We start from the raw sequence: 15251 nt of genomic DNA on the forward strand, positions 1-15251 counted from the left end.
TGAGGTATTTCTTGAGGTATCTGGACAAACGAGTGAGGACACCTCTAATTCCAGAGGAATTATGGAAAGACGCCAAACATGCAACCTTTTCCGCCTATGACAGGAGTCAAAGTCTGACATATATAAAACGTTGTGTACAACTGTTTGAACAAACCAACAAAACCAAATATTTTAGTGATTTCAAAGAGTTTGTCTTTGAGTCATCAGTGGAAGATTTCTGTGATGTTTCAGGCGCAGATGTTGTGGTATCGACTATTCATAAAGCTAAGGGGAGAGAATTTGATGACGTATATATGCTCATATCTGATAATTATTCGAAAAATGTTCATTTGATGCGCCGGTATTATGTGGGAATGACCCGTGCAAAAAAACGATTGTTTATACATACAAATGGCGATTGCTTTAATCACTTAAGTGTGGGCCAGTACCATATCAGCACAAAAGAGTATGAAATGCCAGAAGAAATAGTTCTCCAACTCTCTCACAAAGATGTTTATTTGGGATTTTTCAAAGAACTTAAGCAAGAGGTATTGGCATTAAAAAGTGGAGATTTTTTAAATTACAACAATTTTGTTTTGTATAACATCCTAACTAAAAAACCGGTAGCAAAGTTGTCACAAAGCATGCAGATTACATTGTCAGAATGGCAAGACAAAGGTTATAAAGTGAAATCCGCATCTGTTCGATTCGTTGTGGCATGGAAGCCCAAAGATGCACCGAAAGACGGACCGGAAATAGCCGTCTTATTGGCAGATTTGCTTCTTTCCTTGTAATCAAAATGTATGACAGTTACTTCTTTCAATAAATAGAACGATGGCTGTATCTCAATTCGAAGTAAAATAATCCAAGCAAAATCTGTCACGAGCAAATTTGAATAAATATAGGGTATCAAATTTCAGGAATAGCATTTGGTCTCAATACCGTATTTTAGAATATTCTAAAATCTAAGGGATTTTTTTTGTTATTACAAAAAAACAATATGTTTTTGTAATATTCTTCGTACATTTTATCCTCTGAAATGTGGCAAATATTTTTTTCTGTCGTATTTTTGCAGTGTAAATATCTATAATATAGATACCAATGGATCAATTTTGATACAAGATAATAGAAGAATCATGGTCTAAAAAAAGGCTGTGTGATTATTTGCTTGTTCTTCAGAAGGAGGATCGTTCATCTTCTGAGCAATACATTCTGTCTTTCTTTGAAAAGTTGTTTGCCCTTCTGGTAACTTCTTATATGAGCCAGGATTTAGAGAGAGGTGATAATTATTTGCAGCGGGCTGCTAATGGATTGAGTAATGAAACTTTATGGAAAACCGCAACAAAAATATTTATGAATGTTCCGGGTGTTTTAGGCAAGAGCGTAACTTTTGTTTCCGTCTATCTGGCTTTGGATTCTGCCTTGTTGGGAGTGAAGAAATGGCAGTCTTTAAGACGCGAGGACCGTCATGCCCTGTAATCCCATATAAGCGGTTTCCTGATCGTCAGTAAGGAACTGCCCTTGAAGTCTTTCTCCAATTATGTCTGTTGGCGTGATTACAGTCTTACGCATAAAACGATTCTTCCTTTATCCGCATTATTTCCTGAGTTTATCCGGTGTATTATAAGTTTTCCTGTTTATGACAAATATCTTGATTTTATAACCTTGATCTATTCTGCGCATTATTACCTTTATGATGAGGAGTCTCCCTAATTTTCGGATTTTATATTTGATATGCTCCGATCCCGGGATTGTAAGGTGAATGACAGATTATATGATGATTTATGTCATTCGTCTTTTCTCTATGAGATACAGACTGAATTCCGTGATTATTGTGTCAGAAAAAATATAAAGGAGCAGTCTCTCTTTTTAATGGATCCGCCTTCTCCGCAGGAGCCTGTCTCTCCGTCCGGCCCACAACTGGATCCTGCTGCCCCCTCTTCCTGTGGTACTTCAATCAGTAAGAAAGACTATTTCCCCAACCTGTCATTGGATGAGAGGAAGATCCGTATCCTTTATAATGCATTGATAAGGAACGGCTTTATTTCACCTGATACCGATTATTCCGTTTTTCATTTTCGTTTTTCCGGTAAGAGCAAGCCTGTGGAGACATCGCCCGTATGCTGGGACAAGAAAAAGAAGGAGCTTGCTTATCTGATAAAACGTTTGACTCGTAAGGATATTCATGATCCGGATTGTAAAGATGCTACCAGCAACGATGTCTACTCCAAAACTAAAAAGTTCTTTATAGTCAAAGTAGAGAGTGGCGTCCTTCCGATAATCTTAGTGACATGGCTTCTAATTTGAATTTTGCGGACAAAGAAACGGTTGATGGCCTGTTGGATGAGCTTTTTGAATGCAGCTGATTGTTTTTTGATCCCCCTTTTTATTTCTGCCGGTTGGAAGGAATGGCCGTTTCTCTTTTTTATAGGGAAGCGTTCATCTTGATGTCTGAGGATACTGTCCGTTGATTCTCTATTTCCCTTTGATACCGCATACCCTTTATCACAGTATGCACAGTTTTGGGTATATTTCTGTTTCTAGCCACTTTCTATCGTTCGGATATTGTTTCTATCATCGTGCCCAAATGCTTCTATCGTTTCTATCGGGGGGTATATCGGGGCCTGTAAATGCTTATTTTCGCACACACTAACCAAAAACACAATATATGATGAAAATATTAGATCCGATCAGGATTCTTGAAACCATTGAAAAGCTGGGTGCCAGAAAGAGCATCAAATACGCTTTCATAGGGACAGGTTGCATACTGGTTGTTGTAGTTCCTATTTGTTATGCTATTACGTCCGTCAAATCTCGCGGTAAGAGTAAGGAGCAGAATAATGCATCTGCGAACAAACAGGGGGAAATTAAGTGTACTTCTGAATGTAAGATACGGGGGAAGGATCAGACCCACGCCCATCGTATGGAGGAAAATGCACAAGTTCACGAACATCATATGGAAGAGATTGAAGCCAAGAAAAAGGCTGACATTGAAAAAATGGAAAAACGTGATGAACTTCGTAAGGACAGAGATGCGGAAAAAGCCAATCAGCCCCTTGTCGGTCTCCATTTGAACGGTATACCTGAAAGCTACCACGAAGCTGTGAAAAGCGGTACTGTTCATGTCAGCCAGGAAAGGAGTCTTGGATTCTCCTGGCTGCGGGAGGGGTATGATACCGGTCTTGCCGGTCCGACCGACTGTGGAAAATCAGTTTTCATTATGCAGGTTGCTACGGCTTTGGCGCGAGGTCGTTGTGATGTAAACTTGTCTTCAGAATGGCATGACATACCACCGATGTCGGTTGTCATGTTCTCTCTTGAGCAGAGCAACCATGAGATAAGGGAGTATTATGACTCCGTTATTGATAATTTGTCTACCCTCAAATTATATGCCGGAAGCCAGATAACCCCTGCCCATATTATCACTATCATTAAGGAAGAGCTGGAGAAAGCCGGTGGCTTGGGAGTGGTTGTCATTATTGATAACTATACCAAGCTTGAAGGACAGTCGGGTGTCAAAGCCATGAGGCAATTTTGTGCGGATTTGGACTATCTCCGTCGGCTGGGCCTGGAAAAGGGTAAACCTCTGACGCCTCTTAAGGTATGTCATGCCAAGTCTGACTGGAAACTAACCAATCCTTTGACTCCTGCAAGTGTAAGAGGAGACAAGAGGAATGTTTGTTTCACAAACAATTTTCTGTATCTTACATATTGCAAGCTGGGTTCTGATAAGCGTGTACTTGGTTTCATGAAATTGAAGCATGGTAATAAGGAAGCCGTTTCCATATTGGAGTTTGTCGGTACAAAAATAGATCAGTTCCGCTACGTTGGAAAAGGCGGTAAGAAAGATCTTAGTGAACCGGCAGAACCTGCTGAAGAGAGCAGTGGTAATAAAGGTGGCCCGGGTCGGAAATCTAAATATGGTCTTGAGGAGGTCATGGTCTTTTATAATATGGTACAGTCGAAAAAATGTACATACGAAGATGTTAAGAGGGATTATGGTATTTCGAGAAGTGCGATAAGGAAAAGGGTCTATCGTGCCCGTATAGCACATGGTACGCATGGGTGATAAAAGATTACAATAGAATGTACAGACAGTGATATTATTTCATGTGTCTTGTTGTCTGTGAAAGGGGAGGACAAATTCAAAGGGGATAAATGTTGTGGATTGTATAAATTGCATACAATCAGAAAGATATAAAAAATAAAGAGATGTGGGTGATTTGTCCCCCTTTCGTGTCTCGCTTCCGAGTACATGTCAATTTTTCACTGACCGATTTATAGTACATGATCAATGACACTACTTCGAATGTACAGGTCTCTGCTTTCATTTATCCTACTTCGTCTGCTTGAAAAAACGAAAGGCAACTATTGAAACTTATTCCTTCAACAATTGCATTGTCTTCTCTATCCCCGATACTCACTGAGATCTCATCTTCATCAACTCCCTTTTGTATTATGAGCAACTGGACTCTGCAATATTTCTCTGCATCCAAACTACCCTTTAACCAGTTTACAGGATGCAACATTTTTGTGTCCACGAGAACTACTATTATTATGAAGTGGTTAATTAAATAGTATAGTTCGTAACTTTTATAGAGATGATGGTAGCTCCATCGTATTCGGTTTACAGGAGCCGATTACAAATCACTTTGTGCTGCCTTGATGGAAACCGATAGGTAGTGAGCGACAAATGAAAGTCATCCCAAAAGATGGATAGGTGAGTTATAGGGAGATGAATGAGAATGGACTATTGCTGAAGCATCGTTATTGCGTAAGTAGAAGTCACATCAAAACCAAAATCTAAAAGTAATTTAGGGGTAACTGTTGGGGACACCTGTTTACCAACGCTAGATGTGCGATGTAAATATGGCATGAACCTGTGTAGGCTCTATAAAGGAACGTGAGAAACAGCTATGGAATGCCAAGAGAAAATACTAACGCATTGACATGCAAGATAGAAAGTACTGTTGTTCGTATCTGTGTCGGGTTGTTCTGTAGTAATGATAAAGCTTCTGTAATGGGAGTATACCAACCGAATCATGGCTGGGATGAAGATTAACAGACGAGGAAATTGACGGCTGGTATCCTTGGTGGAAAACTCTTGATGAAAATGGCAATCAGCTGGGTTATGGAAGGATAGCCAAACTGATTGGAGTGAGTAAGAATGATGTGAAAAATGCTTTTAGAAAGTATGAGAAAGAAATCGGATTGAGTTAATACAGATAAGAAGGACACCACACACCGGCGCTCTCCTTTCTCTTTTTTAGGGGTGTAAATGCCACTTTACAGGAGTGTAAATGCTGAATGTATGAGTTTTCGATTAATTCAGCATATTATAACGAATTGCATTGTATATCAATTGCTTATATATGAAAAAAAACTATCTATCTCTTAGAGGGGGTAAAACGTTGCACCTTGAATATGATAATGGGCGTGATGACAATAATTCATCGGCCTTTACACTTCTCTATTCCATGTATAATTTGTTTTTTAAATCTCTCTCTTTTTTAATAGTAAATGCACAGACATACATTTTGCCAAAACAAGAGAAAAGATTGTATGTCATAATGTTCAATTTGAAAAAGTCGAGACTGTCTAACAAGTCTCTTTTTAACGATTTCTCCCTATCAGAACAAGGTGATTTTTTTTCTCGGGTTGTTAGACAGTCTTATTTTTCTAAAGAAGAGTGCTTTACAAATCCTCTTAATATCAAAGTCTTACATGAAAAACTATTTGGTCACCTTGTAAGTTCCGCTTCCATAGTTCTTTGACTTTATCTCTCCGGGAAGAGTTACGGTGGCGGTCACACCCTTAGGAATGGTGAATTTCCAAATCCAGGTGTCTCCTTCATATTTCCAGGCGCTTTTGATGAGTCCGGCGGCGGAACGGTATTCGGCAGTTACGTGTCCCAATCGCTTGTCTGGAATGGGCTTCATAATGATATGCTTGAAGCCGGGGGTGACAGGATCGGCTGCGATGCCGGCAACGGTTTCCCAAATCCATTCACACACACATCCGTAGGCATAATGATTGAAGCTGTTCATGCCGCGTGGTCCCATTCCTTTGTCTATCATATAGCTGTTCCACCGTTCCCAGATGGTGGTAGCTCCATTGTCCACAGAGTACAGCCAGCTTGGATTCTTACGTTGGAAGAGCAGTTCATAGGCAATGTCTTCCATGCCATTCTCCGTGAGGGTAGCCATGAGGATGGATGTGCCCAGGAATCCGGTCTGCAAGCAAAGATCGTGTTGTGCGAAGTTTTCGCGCAGGCGGTCTATCATCTTCGATTTGGCTTCGCCTTCCACAAGTTGGTTCTTCAGGGCGAACAAGGCAGGAGTTTGCATAGTGTTGAGGATGGCGGTTTTGAAGGTGCCGTCCTCGTTGAGGAAGTTCTCTTTGATGTATGCCTTTGCCGAATCAGCCATTTGCTGGTACTTGCCGGCATCGCGACCGGTGGCGGCGGCCATGTCCCGCATCATGAAAGCATCTATCACCCAGTAGGAAGCACTCAAATAGTTCCAGTAGCTGATGGCATCAGGAAGCGGACCTTGGGGAGAAAAAGCCAGTCCGCTGCAGCTTTCCAACGGTTCATAGCTCAACCAGTCGGCCCATTGGTAGTTGCCGTTCTCACTGCAGAGGGTCTCATGGTTATACTTGGTGTCGTTGATATGGTTCATAAACAAGTTCATGGCGTTCCAGTTTTCCTCGATGATTTGCGTATCACCGAATTGTTTCCATACTGTCCAAGGTACGATGATTCCGGCATCGGCCCAACCCAAACGCATTTTCTCATCGCCGTATTGTGCCAATGGAGCCACTCCGGGGAATCCGCCCAAACTGTTCTGGGTATCGCGCATGTCACGCATCCACTTGTGGAAAAACTTCATGGTGTTAGCAAAGAACGTACCAGTTTCTGCAAACACTTGTGTGTCTGCTGTCCATCCCAGTCGCTCGTCTCGCTGCGGACAGTCGGTAGGTATAGACAGGTAGTTGGATAGCTGTCCCCAATAAGTGTTGGAGATGAGCTTGTTCACAAGGTTGTTGCCTGTGGTGATAATGCCGGTCTCCAGTTCCTTTGTGATGGAAGTGACGGGTATGGACTTTAACGACTTGATGGCGACATTTCCGGTGGCAGTTATGGCGACATAGCGGTAGCCGAAGAAGGTGCAGTGAGGATAATAAGTCACATAATTATTTCCGGCAGCAAAGGTGTAATCCAGACGGATGCCGGTGTGGGGGATGCGCAGATTTTCGCGGTGGCAGCTTCCTTCCGGACCGTCCATGCCGCGAATCTTGGCACCATTGCCGTCATTGAGCAACTCTGCGGGAAGGCATGTCAACACTGTTCCCTCGGCAGCTTTGAATACGAAAGAGGGTACACCGGCACAATTTTGTCCGAAGTCCACCACTAATGTCTCTCCCGGACTTACGGTCATCTCCGTGCCCGATGTGAACTCACGGGTGATAATCACCTTACCGAACTCATTCTCCTTCGCTCCTTCTATATTCTTCCAGGCATATGCTCTGACAGGAGCGAGGGCGAGATCTGTGCGCAGGTAGACTTCTGCTCCGTCCGAAGGTAGGATGTCGCCAGAGAATTCGGTATTCTCTTCGGGAATGGAGAGTTCATCCACACATTCGTAGCCCATCGGTTCGCGTGCATCGTACTCTTCTCCGTCAAAGATACCGGCATGTTTCACTGGGCCGGCAATTCCGGCTTTCCAGTTTTTAAGGTCAGTACCGTAGCGCTTCTTGCTTCCGTCAGAAAAAGCCAGTTCCAGAACACCGCGGAAGGCACATTTCTTGCCTATCATACCGTCATGTCCTCCGGGGGTTATGATTTTGTCACCCCACCATCCCGGCGTCACCTGTACGGAGAGCATGTTTTCGGCGTTTGGTTTGGTACGGATGATATCTGTAATATCATAGGTGAAAGAGCGTTTGGTCTTGGCATAGTGTGTGAAACCCGGTTTCAGAAACTCCCTGCCTACAGGTTTCCCATTCACATATAACTGGTAAACTCCTAGTCCAGCGGTCATCCACTTGGCGGAGACAATTTTCTGTTCGTTTCTCACGGTGGATACGAACCAACTCGCGCCATCGGCTGCGCGCCCGTTGTTATGTCCTTTCACTACAGAAGCGTCTACTGCGGAAATCCATTTGGATTCGTTCCAGGCTGATGCTTCCAATGCGTCGGTACGTTTTCCGACTTCGGTTGCGTTTATCAGTCCGCTATTCGAGAAAAATGCGAGAATCATTATCGGGATAAGATTCGCAAAACAATGGAGACTCATTTTCATACTTATATGTAATTTTTAATATTAAAAGATTAACTTGGGAATGTCGTTTTAGTTTTACGGAATTTGCACAACAAAATTACAGAATTATATGATATGACAGACGATTTCTGCATTTTTTTTGACTTAACGATGGTTTCTATTCAATCTGAAACTGACTCATAAGTTCGATCCGGTTGAACAGGTGGCAGGAGTTTTTTACGTTGGATGATCGATTATCGGGCAAAACTATGATTATTAACAAATAATATAATAAATACATTCATTCTGTTGTATCAATTGTTTGTCAAATAAGAAAAGAAGATGCCAATTATTCATTGTAATCATTCTCTGTTCTTGACACGAGAAACTCGAATAAACTCTATTTAAGTTTTTAATAAATAATGAGGGGGTATAAACGGTGTTCAAGTCTATTATAAACTCTTTTTTGACACTTTCAATATTTGAAATAGAATTATTGCAACAGAAATGAGGTCATACCAGCATTTTGAGACCTCATGTTATTTATATTTTTTCATTTTGATACCATAATATCAAAATCATGAATAGATTTTATTCTTTTATTTCCATTATGTTTTCGAAATAAGTTTTCCAGCTTGATTCAGAATAAGCTATATCGGTTCCGGCAAGTACATAGAGTGTGGCTCCTTTCGTCAAATCCGCACTGAAAGAAGGAGCTGTCAAATGAAACTTAGGAGGAACAACAGATAGCATCGTAATTGTTTTATTGGTGCTCCATGGAATGTAATGTCTTCTATAGAAGTCACTCCACTACCTAATGTGACATTGGTGAGGAGAGAGCGATTGGCAAATGCACCTGAACTTATCGTCGCAATATGCTTAGGAATGATAATATGGGTTAAGGAACTGCAAATATAGAATCTTGTATGGCTATAACCTTCATTCTCTCAAAAATCACTGACGGATAAAACTTTTTAGTGTTGACAAAGAAGAAGGAGGAGATATATTTTTCTGTTTATCATATATTTACGTTCTTGCATATCTTATTATTGGGGCAGACAAAATTAAGCAGGAAAAATGCTAAAAAAGACCTATTTGGTCAGTCGCTTACGTTTTAACCAATTTATTGCTATATTTGAAAACAGGATTCAAGTATAAAAACTGAATCCTGAAGTTTTCTATTTACACAAAATTATGGACAGTGCCTTTTCAAATTCTATCCGATACGGTAAATGTAAACAATTACATCAAATACTTATTGCATCTGCATTGAATTTGTTGCTACCAAGAATGAATAGAGGGCGTTAATACACGCCCTTCCAATATTTGCACTAGGTTTAAATGGCTTCAATATCAGCGGATGACATTCTCCCAGTCAAACATGTCAAGCTCCGGAATATCTCTAATAGAAACTCCGATCTGTTTGAACAAAAACAGAATCATTCGTTTTTTTATTTTTTAGATAAAACCATCTTCTATTATCAATACACCCCTGAGGTTTTTGGGGAAGTTCATCTATTGAGGTAATACCAAGTGCTTTATGAAGAAGTTTTTCATTAAGCTTTTTCTTCCCTTTTATGTAAAACAAAAGATATTTATCTTTATATTTAATCAAATCAGAAGGAAGCTGCGGTTCTTCTTCCTCGGGAATATAAGTATTCCAGTTTGCTGAATAATAATATAACCAGTAATCTTTTGTCTCGTACTGATAAACTGTAATAGTCAAGTGTAATCGGTAACTTTGTCTCGTCAAAAATCGGAAAAGTAAAATCGACATGATTCTAAAAAAAATAGCATTGTAATTTTGTGGTGCGAACTACTAATTACAATGCTATGACCGAGACTTCCAATTAAAGAAGTATCTGATGTGGTACAAAGTTAACGAATTATTTTCAGATAGCCTAAATAAGACACAAATAGGTCAATCCTTAGGTCTTCACCGTCAAACGGTGGCCAAGTATCTGTCTATGACAGAAGAAGAGTTTATTTCCAGCCAGAGCTATGACCGTCATTACGGTCATAAACTTGACGGCTATGAATTTTATGTAGTCAATGAGTTGCGCAAGTGGCCTTTTTTGTCCGCTCCGCAACTCCATGACCGCTTGAAAGAGCATTTTTCGGATCTTCCCTGCGTACCCCCCCAAAAAAAACGGTCTTCAACTTCGTCAACCGGTTGCGTTTAACGCACCATCTTCCCAAGGAGTTTGAAAAGAGTTACCGCCCCTACGAGAAGCAACCCGGGACTCCCTATGGCGAATACGCCCAATGCGACTTCGGTGAACAGTGGATGAAGACACTTCAGGGACAGTCTTTAAAAGTGTATTTCTTTGCGATGTGTCTGAGCCGCAGCAGGTATAAGTTCGTCTACTTTAGCCGTACACCGTTTACCACCGCTCTTGCGGTTTATGCCCATGAACTGGCTTTCGAGTTCTTCGGGGGAGTACCCCGAAAAATAGTTTATGACCAGGACAAGGTGTTTCTTGTCAATGAAAACCTTGGTGACCTGGTGCTTACCCGCGTTTTCCGCACCCTTGTCCGTGAACATGGCTTTGAACCCGTGTTCTGTCGCAAATCCGATCCCCAGAGCAAAGGTAAGATAGAGAATGTCGTCAAATATGTGAAGTACAACTTCCTTCGCGGCCGCGAGTTGGTTGACATGGACCTGCTCAACAAGGTAAGTCCTTGGCTGGTTGGAACGCACGGCCAACGGCACGGAACATCACGGCATACGTCGTGTCCCGTCTGAGGAGTTTGAGACGGAAAAAGCACACCTCATGCCTTATAAGGGAGTCCCGACTGTTCCTTGCGAAACCCTCTTGCCGCATCACGTGCGAAAGGACAACGTGATAACCTACCGGGGCAATTATTACAGCGTTCCCACAGGCACCTACCACGGCCATCAGACGCTGGTCTATATCGAAGAAAAAGAAGGCCGGCTATATATCTACAGCCATGAGACAGGCAAAACCCTTGCCGTTCACAAAATAAGCGGAGATAAGGGGCGTCTGGTAAGCAATACCTCCCACCGGCGTGACCGCGAAGCCTCGCTGGATGATTATGAGGCTTTTGTACGCAAAGAACTTCTCGCAAGCACGGTGATTGATACATATTTATCACAACTACGTGTGCATAAGGCCCGTAATTACCGCGACAGCCTCCAGTTTATAGTCCGGCGCCACGCGGCATACTCGGATATCACGCTTACCGAAGCTTTTGACGAGTGCCTCAAAGCAGGTGTCTTCAACGGATGCAGCCTGATGGAGGTTGCCGAGACCCTCAGGATCCGTAAAGGAGAACCCCCCATTGAGGTCCGGACGGAAACCGAGCCGGTTCCCGGGGCTGATACATCCGCCATGATCCCCGAGAAAACAGACATATCCACCTTTAACACCCTTTTCGTATGATAACAAACGAACAAATCAAAAACCTGTGCTCGCGTCTGCGCCTGTACGCTCTGCCACGCCTGCTGGAATCAGAAGCTCATCTGGCGCAGGAGCAGGGAAAAAAACATGTAGAGTTCCTGCATGACCTGCTCTCCCGCGAGGTTCAGGAAAGAGACAGCAAGGACTTCCAACGGCGGCTGAAAGCGGCGGCCTTGCCGGCAAGACACGACCTCGACCTTTTCGACCACAACTACTCGCAAGGTATAACCGCACCAAGATTGCGTGAACTGCGCCGGCTGGGGTGGCTCGAACAGAATTACAACCTGATACTCATGGGACCTTCCGGAACAGGTAAGGCCTTTATCGCCGCAGGACTCGTGTACGAAGCTGTGGGGCAGGGATACAAGGCGTATATGGTCACGATGGAGGATGTCATAAACACCATCAAGATGAAAACGCTGATGCCTTCGGCCATGAGCGCATACAACCGTCTGCTCAAAGCCGACCTGGTAGCCATCGATGACATAATGCTCTTCCCGGTGAAAAAAGAGGATGCCGCAGGATTCTTCAATCTGATCAACACGCTCCACGAGAAAGCCTCACTGATAATTACCACGAACAAGGCACCCACCGAATGGGCCAAAACGCTGGATGACGAAGTGCTGGCTTCAGCAATACTGGACAGGCTGTTATATCACTGCGAGGTCATAAAACTCACCGGGCAAAGCTACCGGATGGGAAACCGAAAATCCATTTTTGAAGAGGAAAAAGACACATCTTTGGCTGGGGGTACCCCCAGCCAAAGATGACCGACATTAAAATGTAATCAATAGTATAAACTGATAGTCTCTATTATTAGATGGTGATTTAACTTTACCGAAAAATGACGATTTAAAATTTGCTTATTACATCAAGACTTGTTCTGACAGTTTGTTTACTATCTTACAAAAAAAACTGTCCGATGACATTTGCGAATGTTACATACATTTCCTCACTCTTACAGCCGAATGAAGTTTTATCAGCTTCATTCGGTTGTATTGTTTCCTGATTTTGCAGCTGATACTTTCTTGCGACTGTTATACCTTCTATAAAAGTCTGCATGGGCGTTTCCTGAAACAGTACTTCCCAGAGTGGGTTCTTTCCGTGTTGTAAGAGTTCATCCATGTGTCAAGGTCATTTTGCAGTTGTTCTATAGTGGCATAGATTTCCTTTCTGGATGCGATGGCATAGAACTCGTTCTGCACAGTTCTGTTGAACCGTTCACAGATACCGTTTGTCTGCGGATTTTTTGCCTTGATTTTCGAATGGTCTATATCCTCTACAGCCAAATACAGTTCATACTCATGGTTTTCTCTGTTCTCACAGTATTCCGTACCCCTATCAGTGAGCATACGCATCAACTTCAAGTCATATTGTTCGAAAAAAGGAATGACCCTATCGTTGAGCATATCAGCAGCTACAAGTGCATTTTTCCTATCATATAGCTTTGCAAACCCTATTTTGGAGTAAGTATCTATGACAGTTTGCTGATAAATGTGTCCGACACCTTTAATATATCCCACATAATAAGTATCTTGTGCGACAAGAAAACCGGGATAATAGGTTTCGATTTCTCCATGAGCTTGTTTTTCCTCTTTCGCTTTTTCCAATGCCGCTACCTGGTTCTCGTCAAGGATGATACCCTCTTGTTCCACTTTGGTGGATAATGCTTTCAGCGTTTTTGGAAAGTCTCCATATCATGTCGTAACCATATGGAATGTACCCCTCCCGGCGTAATAAGAATACCTTTCTTACGGAGTTCATTAGATACACGGACTTGTCCTAATGCGGGGTTGTCTATTGCCATTTGTACAACAGTCTGTTCGATATGTTCCTCCACACGGTTCTTCATGACCGGTTTACGGTGGGAAATCTCCTGCAAGGCAACTTCACCGCCTTGTTCGTACAACTCTTTAAAACGATAAAAACTGTCACGGCTATAGCCCATAATCTTGCAAGTTCGTGATATATTTCCTAACTGTTGGGAAAGTTCTAGCAATCCCAGTTTGTTCTTAATGACTTTTTCTGCTGTCGTCATAACTTAATCTGTTTTCTATTACAAAGTTATTCTTTTTTATGCGTAACTGTCAGATTAAGTCTTGACTAATTCATATACAACAGAACAGCATTACCAATTACAGAACGATAATTACGACCTTCCAAATACATATTTTACAACCTTGGCATTAGCTTGTTTTTGTGAAATAAAGTCTCTTTCAATATAGATATCGGTTACTTTCATTGCTTCATCAACATGATTTAATGCCGAGTGGACTGTGTACTTATCAATGCCAACTTTATTGAGGGCAATGGTAGCCCATGAATGTCGTGCTGCATAGAGTTCTAAATTATCTACTTTTAACAATTTGTCTATTTCCTTCAAGCCTACATTGATGGCTCTGTTAAGGTTGTTGGCTGTATTGTACATTTGATAGAATCTGAATGCTTTTTTACCTGTGTAATCTTTGTATTTCTCCATGAGAAAAGATAGGATAGGAAGAATTTTACTTTCATTTTAGCTTTATCAAGCCTTCTGCCTGTCGTTTTACTCCTGTTATAAGTGATTGTATTGTCTTGGAAAGCATTACAGCTATGTAAATCTACAGAGTTCATACCTATTAAACAGAAGGATAGAATAAAAGAGTCTTTAGCTAAGTTGAACGGGCGGATTCTTTCCTTACCATTGGCGTTGTAGATATAGGGCAACTTTAATATTTGATTAATTGTTTCTGCTGCCAATGCTTGTTTGCGTGTAGTTTCCTGCTTAGGGACTTCGACATGTTCAAATGGAGAATGTGGTATCAGAATTATATTCCTATCATAATCGTTGTACTTCTTCTTGGCTTCATTAAACAAGTGTCTAATACTTCCTAAATAGAGTGAAACAGTTCTATTGGAGGGAATTCGTTTTCCTTGTTTCTGTAATTGAATGACTTTTTTTCTCTTTTGAGGTTGAGGTATGTTTTGAAACCATTAAGGAGTTGAGAGGTCACCTCATTTGTCTTTAAATGCTCCTTGCCTAAATAGCTTATGAAAGAATTGAGGGCAGACTGATAATTCTTCTTTCCTTTGATATCTGTCATCTCCAACCATTCCTTACAAAACAGAATGAAGTCTATGGGCTGTGTCTGCTCTCGTTTTGATTTAAGGAAAACTAAAATATCATTTAAAGTGTAGTGATTTATCTCTAACTGGAGTTTGGTACATTTTTCTTGGTAAGTACTGATTAGCTTATCCACTTCTCTCTTTACGGTAGTACCTTCCTTGAAATTGAAAGATTTGGTTAAATCCTTAGAGGTTACAAACAGACTGCTTGATAGCCTTTTAACCTTTCTGTCCTGTGTAAATCTCACCTTGACGTTGTAAGTTCTGTCACTTCTTTGTTTGGCTCGTTGGACTTCTGCTTTGATTGTTAACATCTTAATCTATTAATTGGATCAATGTAAAAACCTGAGGGATTTTCATTTTATGCATATAACTTAGTAAGTCTGTATAAAAAAATGCCTTATCTCTGACTCCTCTAAACTGTGCTCTGAATGCCTTGATTTTAGCATTGAATGATTCTGCTGCCGCATTAGTTGCCCTTCTT

At 41.6% G+C, this 15251-nt stretch carries 13 protein-coding genes and 3 pseudogenes; 9 read left to right on the forward strand and 7 right to left on the reverse strand.

Going from position 1 to position 15251, the window contains the following annotated elements:
• The 5 genes from BLW31_RS23010 to BLW31_RS24595 form a co-directional block, all read left to right on the forward strand.
• Positions 1-773, forward strand: a 773-nt coding sequence (locus BLW31_RS23010; RefSeq protein WP_177176626.1) for a 3'-5' exonuclease, incomplete at its 5' end; no start/stop codon positions are given.
• Positions 774-1236: 463 nt separating this feature from the next.
• Positions 1237-1458: a hypothetical protein gene (locus tag BLW31_RS23015; protein WP_141565428.1), complete on the forward strand. Its 222-nt coding sequence runs from the start codon at positions 1237-1239 to the stop codon at positions 1456-1458.
• Positions 1459-1737: 279 nt separating this feature from the next.
• Complete coding sequence (locus BLW31_RS23020) at positions 1738-2286, forward strand: hypothetical protein (RefSeq protein WP_130062144.1); 549 nt, start codon at positions 1738-1740, stop codon at positions 2284-2286.
• Positions 2287-2647: 361 nt separating this feature from the next.
• A complete protein-coding gene (locus tag BLW31_RS23025; protein WP_010538862.1) occupies positions 2648-4048 on the forward strand; it encodes an AAA family ATPase in 1401 nt (466 codons plus the stop codon).
• Between the two features lie 852 nt (positions 4049-4900).
• Positions 4901-5041, forward strand: a complete 141-nt coding sequence (locus BLW31_RS24595) for a hypothetical protein (protein WP_153880781.1) — start codon at positions 4901-4903, stop codon at positions 5039-5041.
• A 670-nt stretch (positions 5042-5711) separates the two neighbouring features.
• Here BLW31_RS24595 and BLW31_RS23040 read toward each other — a convergent pair.
• The 4 genes from BLW31_RS23040 to BLW31_RS23050 all read right to left on the reverse strand — a co-directional run bounded on the left by BLW31_RS23040 (position 5712) and on the right by BLW31_RS23050 (position 9966).
• On the reverse strand, positions 5712-8282 hold the full coding sequence (locus tag BLW31_RS23040) for a family 78 glycoside hydrolase catalytic domain (protein ID WP_010538860.1): 2571 nt from the start codon (positions 8280-8282) through the stop codon (positions 5712-5714).
• A 549-nt stretch (positions 8283-8831) separates the two neighbouring features.
• On the reverse strand, positions 8832-8993 hold the full coding sequence (locus BLW31_RS24600) for a hypothetical protein (RefSeq protein WP_022301763.1): 162 nt from the start codon (positions 8991-8993) through the stop codon (positions 8832-8834).
• Positions 8960-9154 (reverse strand): leucine-rich repeat protein, encoded by a 195-nt coding sequence (locus BLW31_RS25105; protein WP_081477599.1) that lies wholly within the window; start codon positions 9152-9154, stop codon positions 8960-8962. The genes BLW31_RS24600 and BLW31_RS25105 overlap by 34 nt, the downstream gene beginning before the upstream one ends.
• Before the next feature lie 488 nt (positions 9155-9642).
• The gene (locus tag BLW31_RS23050; RefSeq protein WP_010538859.1) at positions 9643-9966 is read right to left on the reverse strand and encodes a hypothetical protein; all 324 of its coding nucleotides are present in this window, start codon (positions 9964-9966) and stop codon (positions 9643-9645) included.
• Between the two features lie 139 nt (positions 9967-10105).
• Here BLW31_RS23050 and BLW31_RS24250 point away from each other — a divergent pair, with 139 nt between their 5' ends.
• The 4 genes from BLW31_RS24250 to istB all read left to right on the forward strand — a co-directional run bounded on the left by BLW31_RS24250 (position 10106) and on the right by istB (position 12432).
• On the forward strand, positions 10106-10423 hold the full coding sequence (locus BLW31_RS24250) for a hypothetical protein (protein WP_141565427.1): 318 nt from the start codon (positions 10106-10108) through the stop codon (positions 10421-10423).
• Between the two features lie 104 nt (positions 10424-10527).
• The gene (locus BLW31_RS23920) at positions 10528-10986 is read left to right on the forward strand and encodes a DDE-type integrase/transposase/recombinase (protein ID WP_141565426.1); all 459 of its coding nucleotides are present in this window, start codon (positions 10528-10530) and stop codon (positions 10984-10986) included.
• Positions 10987-11014: 28 nt separating this feature from the next.
• Entirely contained in the window at positions 11015-11644 is a 630-nt protein-coding gene (locus tag BLW31_RS23925; protein ID WP_050544940.1) for a hypothetical protein, read from the forward strand.
• Positions 11641-12432 (forward strand): IS21-like element helper ATPase IstB, encoded by a 792-nt coding sequence (gene istB, locus BLW31_RS23060; RefSeq protein WP_010538858.1) that lies wholly within the window; start codon positions 11641-11643, stop codon positions 12430-12432. The genes BLW31_RS23925 and istB overlap by 4 nt, the downstream gene beginning before the upstream one ends.
• A 133-nt stretch (positions 12433-12565) precedes the next feature.
• Here the strand turns inward: istB and BLW31_RS23065 are convergent.
• The 3 pseudogenes from BLW31_RS23065 to BLW31_RS23075 all read right to left on the reverse strand — a co-directional run.
• Positions 12566-13700, reverse strand: a pseudogene (locus tag BLW31_RS23065) (IS481 family transposase).
• Between the two features lie 111 nt (positions 13701-13811).
• Positions 13812-15081: pseudogene (locus tag BLW31_RS23070) on the reverse strand (tyrosine-type recombinase/integrase).
• 47 nt (positions 15082-15128) lie between these two features.
• Positions 15129-15251: pseudogene (locus BLW31_RS23075) on the reverse strand (transposase); the annotation flags it as partial.

Origin of the sequence: Bacteroides faecis MAJ27, from assembly GCF_900106755.1 — a bacterium.
Classification (GTDB): domain Bacteria; phylum Bacteroidota; class Bacteroidia; order Bacteroidales; family Bacteroidaceae; genus Bacteroides; species Bacteroides faecis.

What these genes read in the sequence shown, in the direction of transcription:
- BLW31_RS23015 (WP_141565428.1), top strand. Translation starts at nt 1,237, where the DNA reads ATGAGCCAGGATTTAGAGAGAGGTGATAATTATTTGCAGCGGGCTGCT.
- BLW31_RS23025 (WP_010538862.1), top strand. Translation starts at nt 2,648, where the DNA reads ATGATGAAAATATTAGATCCGATCAGGATTCTTGAAACCATTGAAAAG.
- BLW31_RS24595 (WP_153880781.1), top strand. Translation starts at nt 4,901, where the DNA reads ATGCCAAGAGAAAATACTAACGCATTGACATGCAAGATAGAAAGTACT.
- BLW31_RS23040 (WP_010538860.1), bottom strand. Translation starts at nt 8,282, where the DNA reads ATGAAAATGAGTCTCCATTGTTTTGCGAATCTTATCCCGATAATGATT.
- BLW31_RS24600 (WP_022301763.1), bottom strand. Translation starts at nt 8,993, where the DNA reads ATGCTATCTGTTGTTCCTCCTAAGTTTCATTTGACAGCTCCTTCTTTC.
- BLW31_RS24250 (WP_141565427.1), top strand. Translation starts at nt 10,106, where the DNA reads ATGTGGTACAAAGTTAACGAATTATTTTCAGATAGCCTAAATAAGACA.
- BLW31_RS23920 (WP_141565426.1), top strand. Translation starts at nt 10,528, where the DNA reads ATGAAGACACTTCAGGGACAGTCTTTAAAAGTGTATTTCTTTGCGATG.
- BLW31_RS23925 (WP_050544940.1), top strand. Translation starts at nt 11,015, where the DNA reads ATGCCTTATAAGGGAGTCCCGACTGTTCCTTGCGAAACCCTCTTGCCG.
- istB (WP_010538858.1), top strand. Translation starts at nt 11,641, where the DNA reads ATGATAACAAACGAACAAATCAAAAACCTGTGCTCGCGTCTGCGCCTG.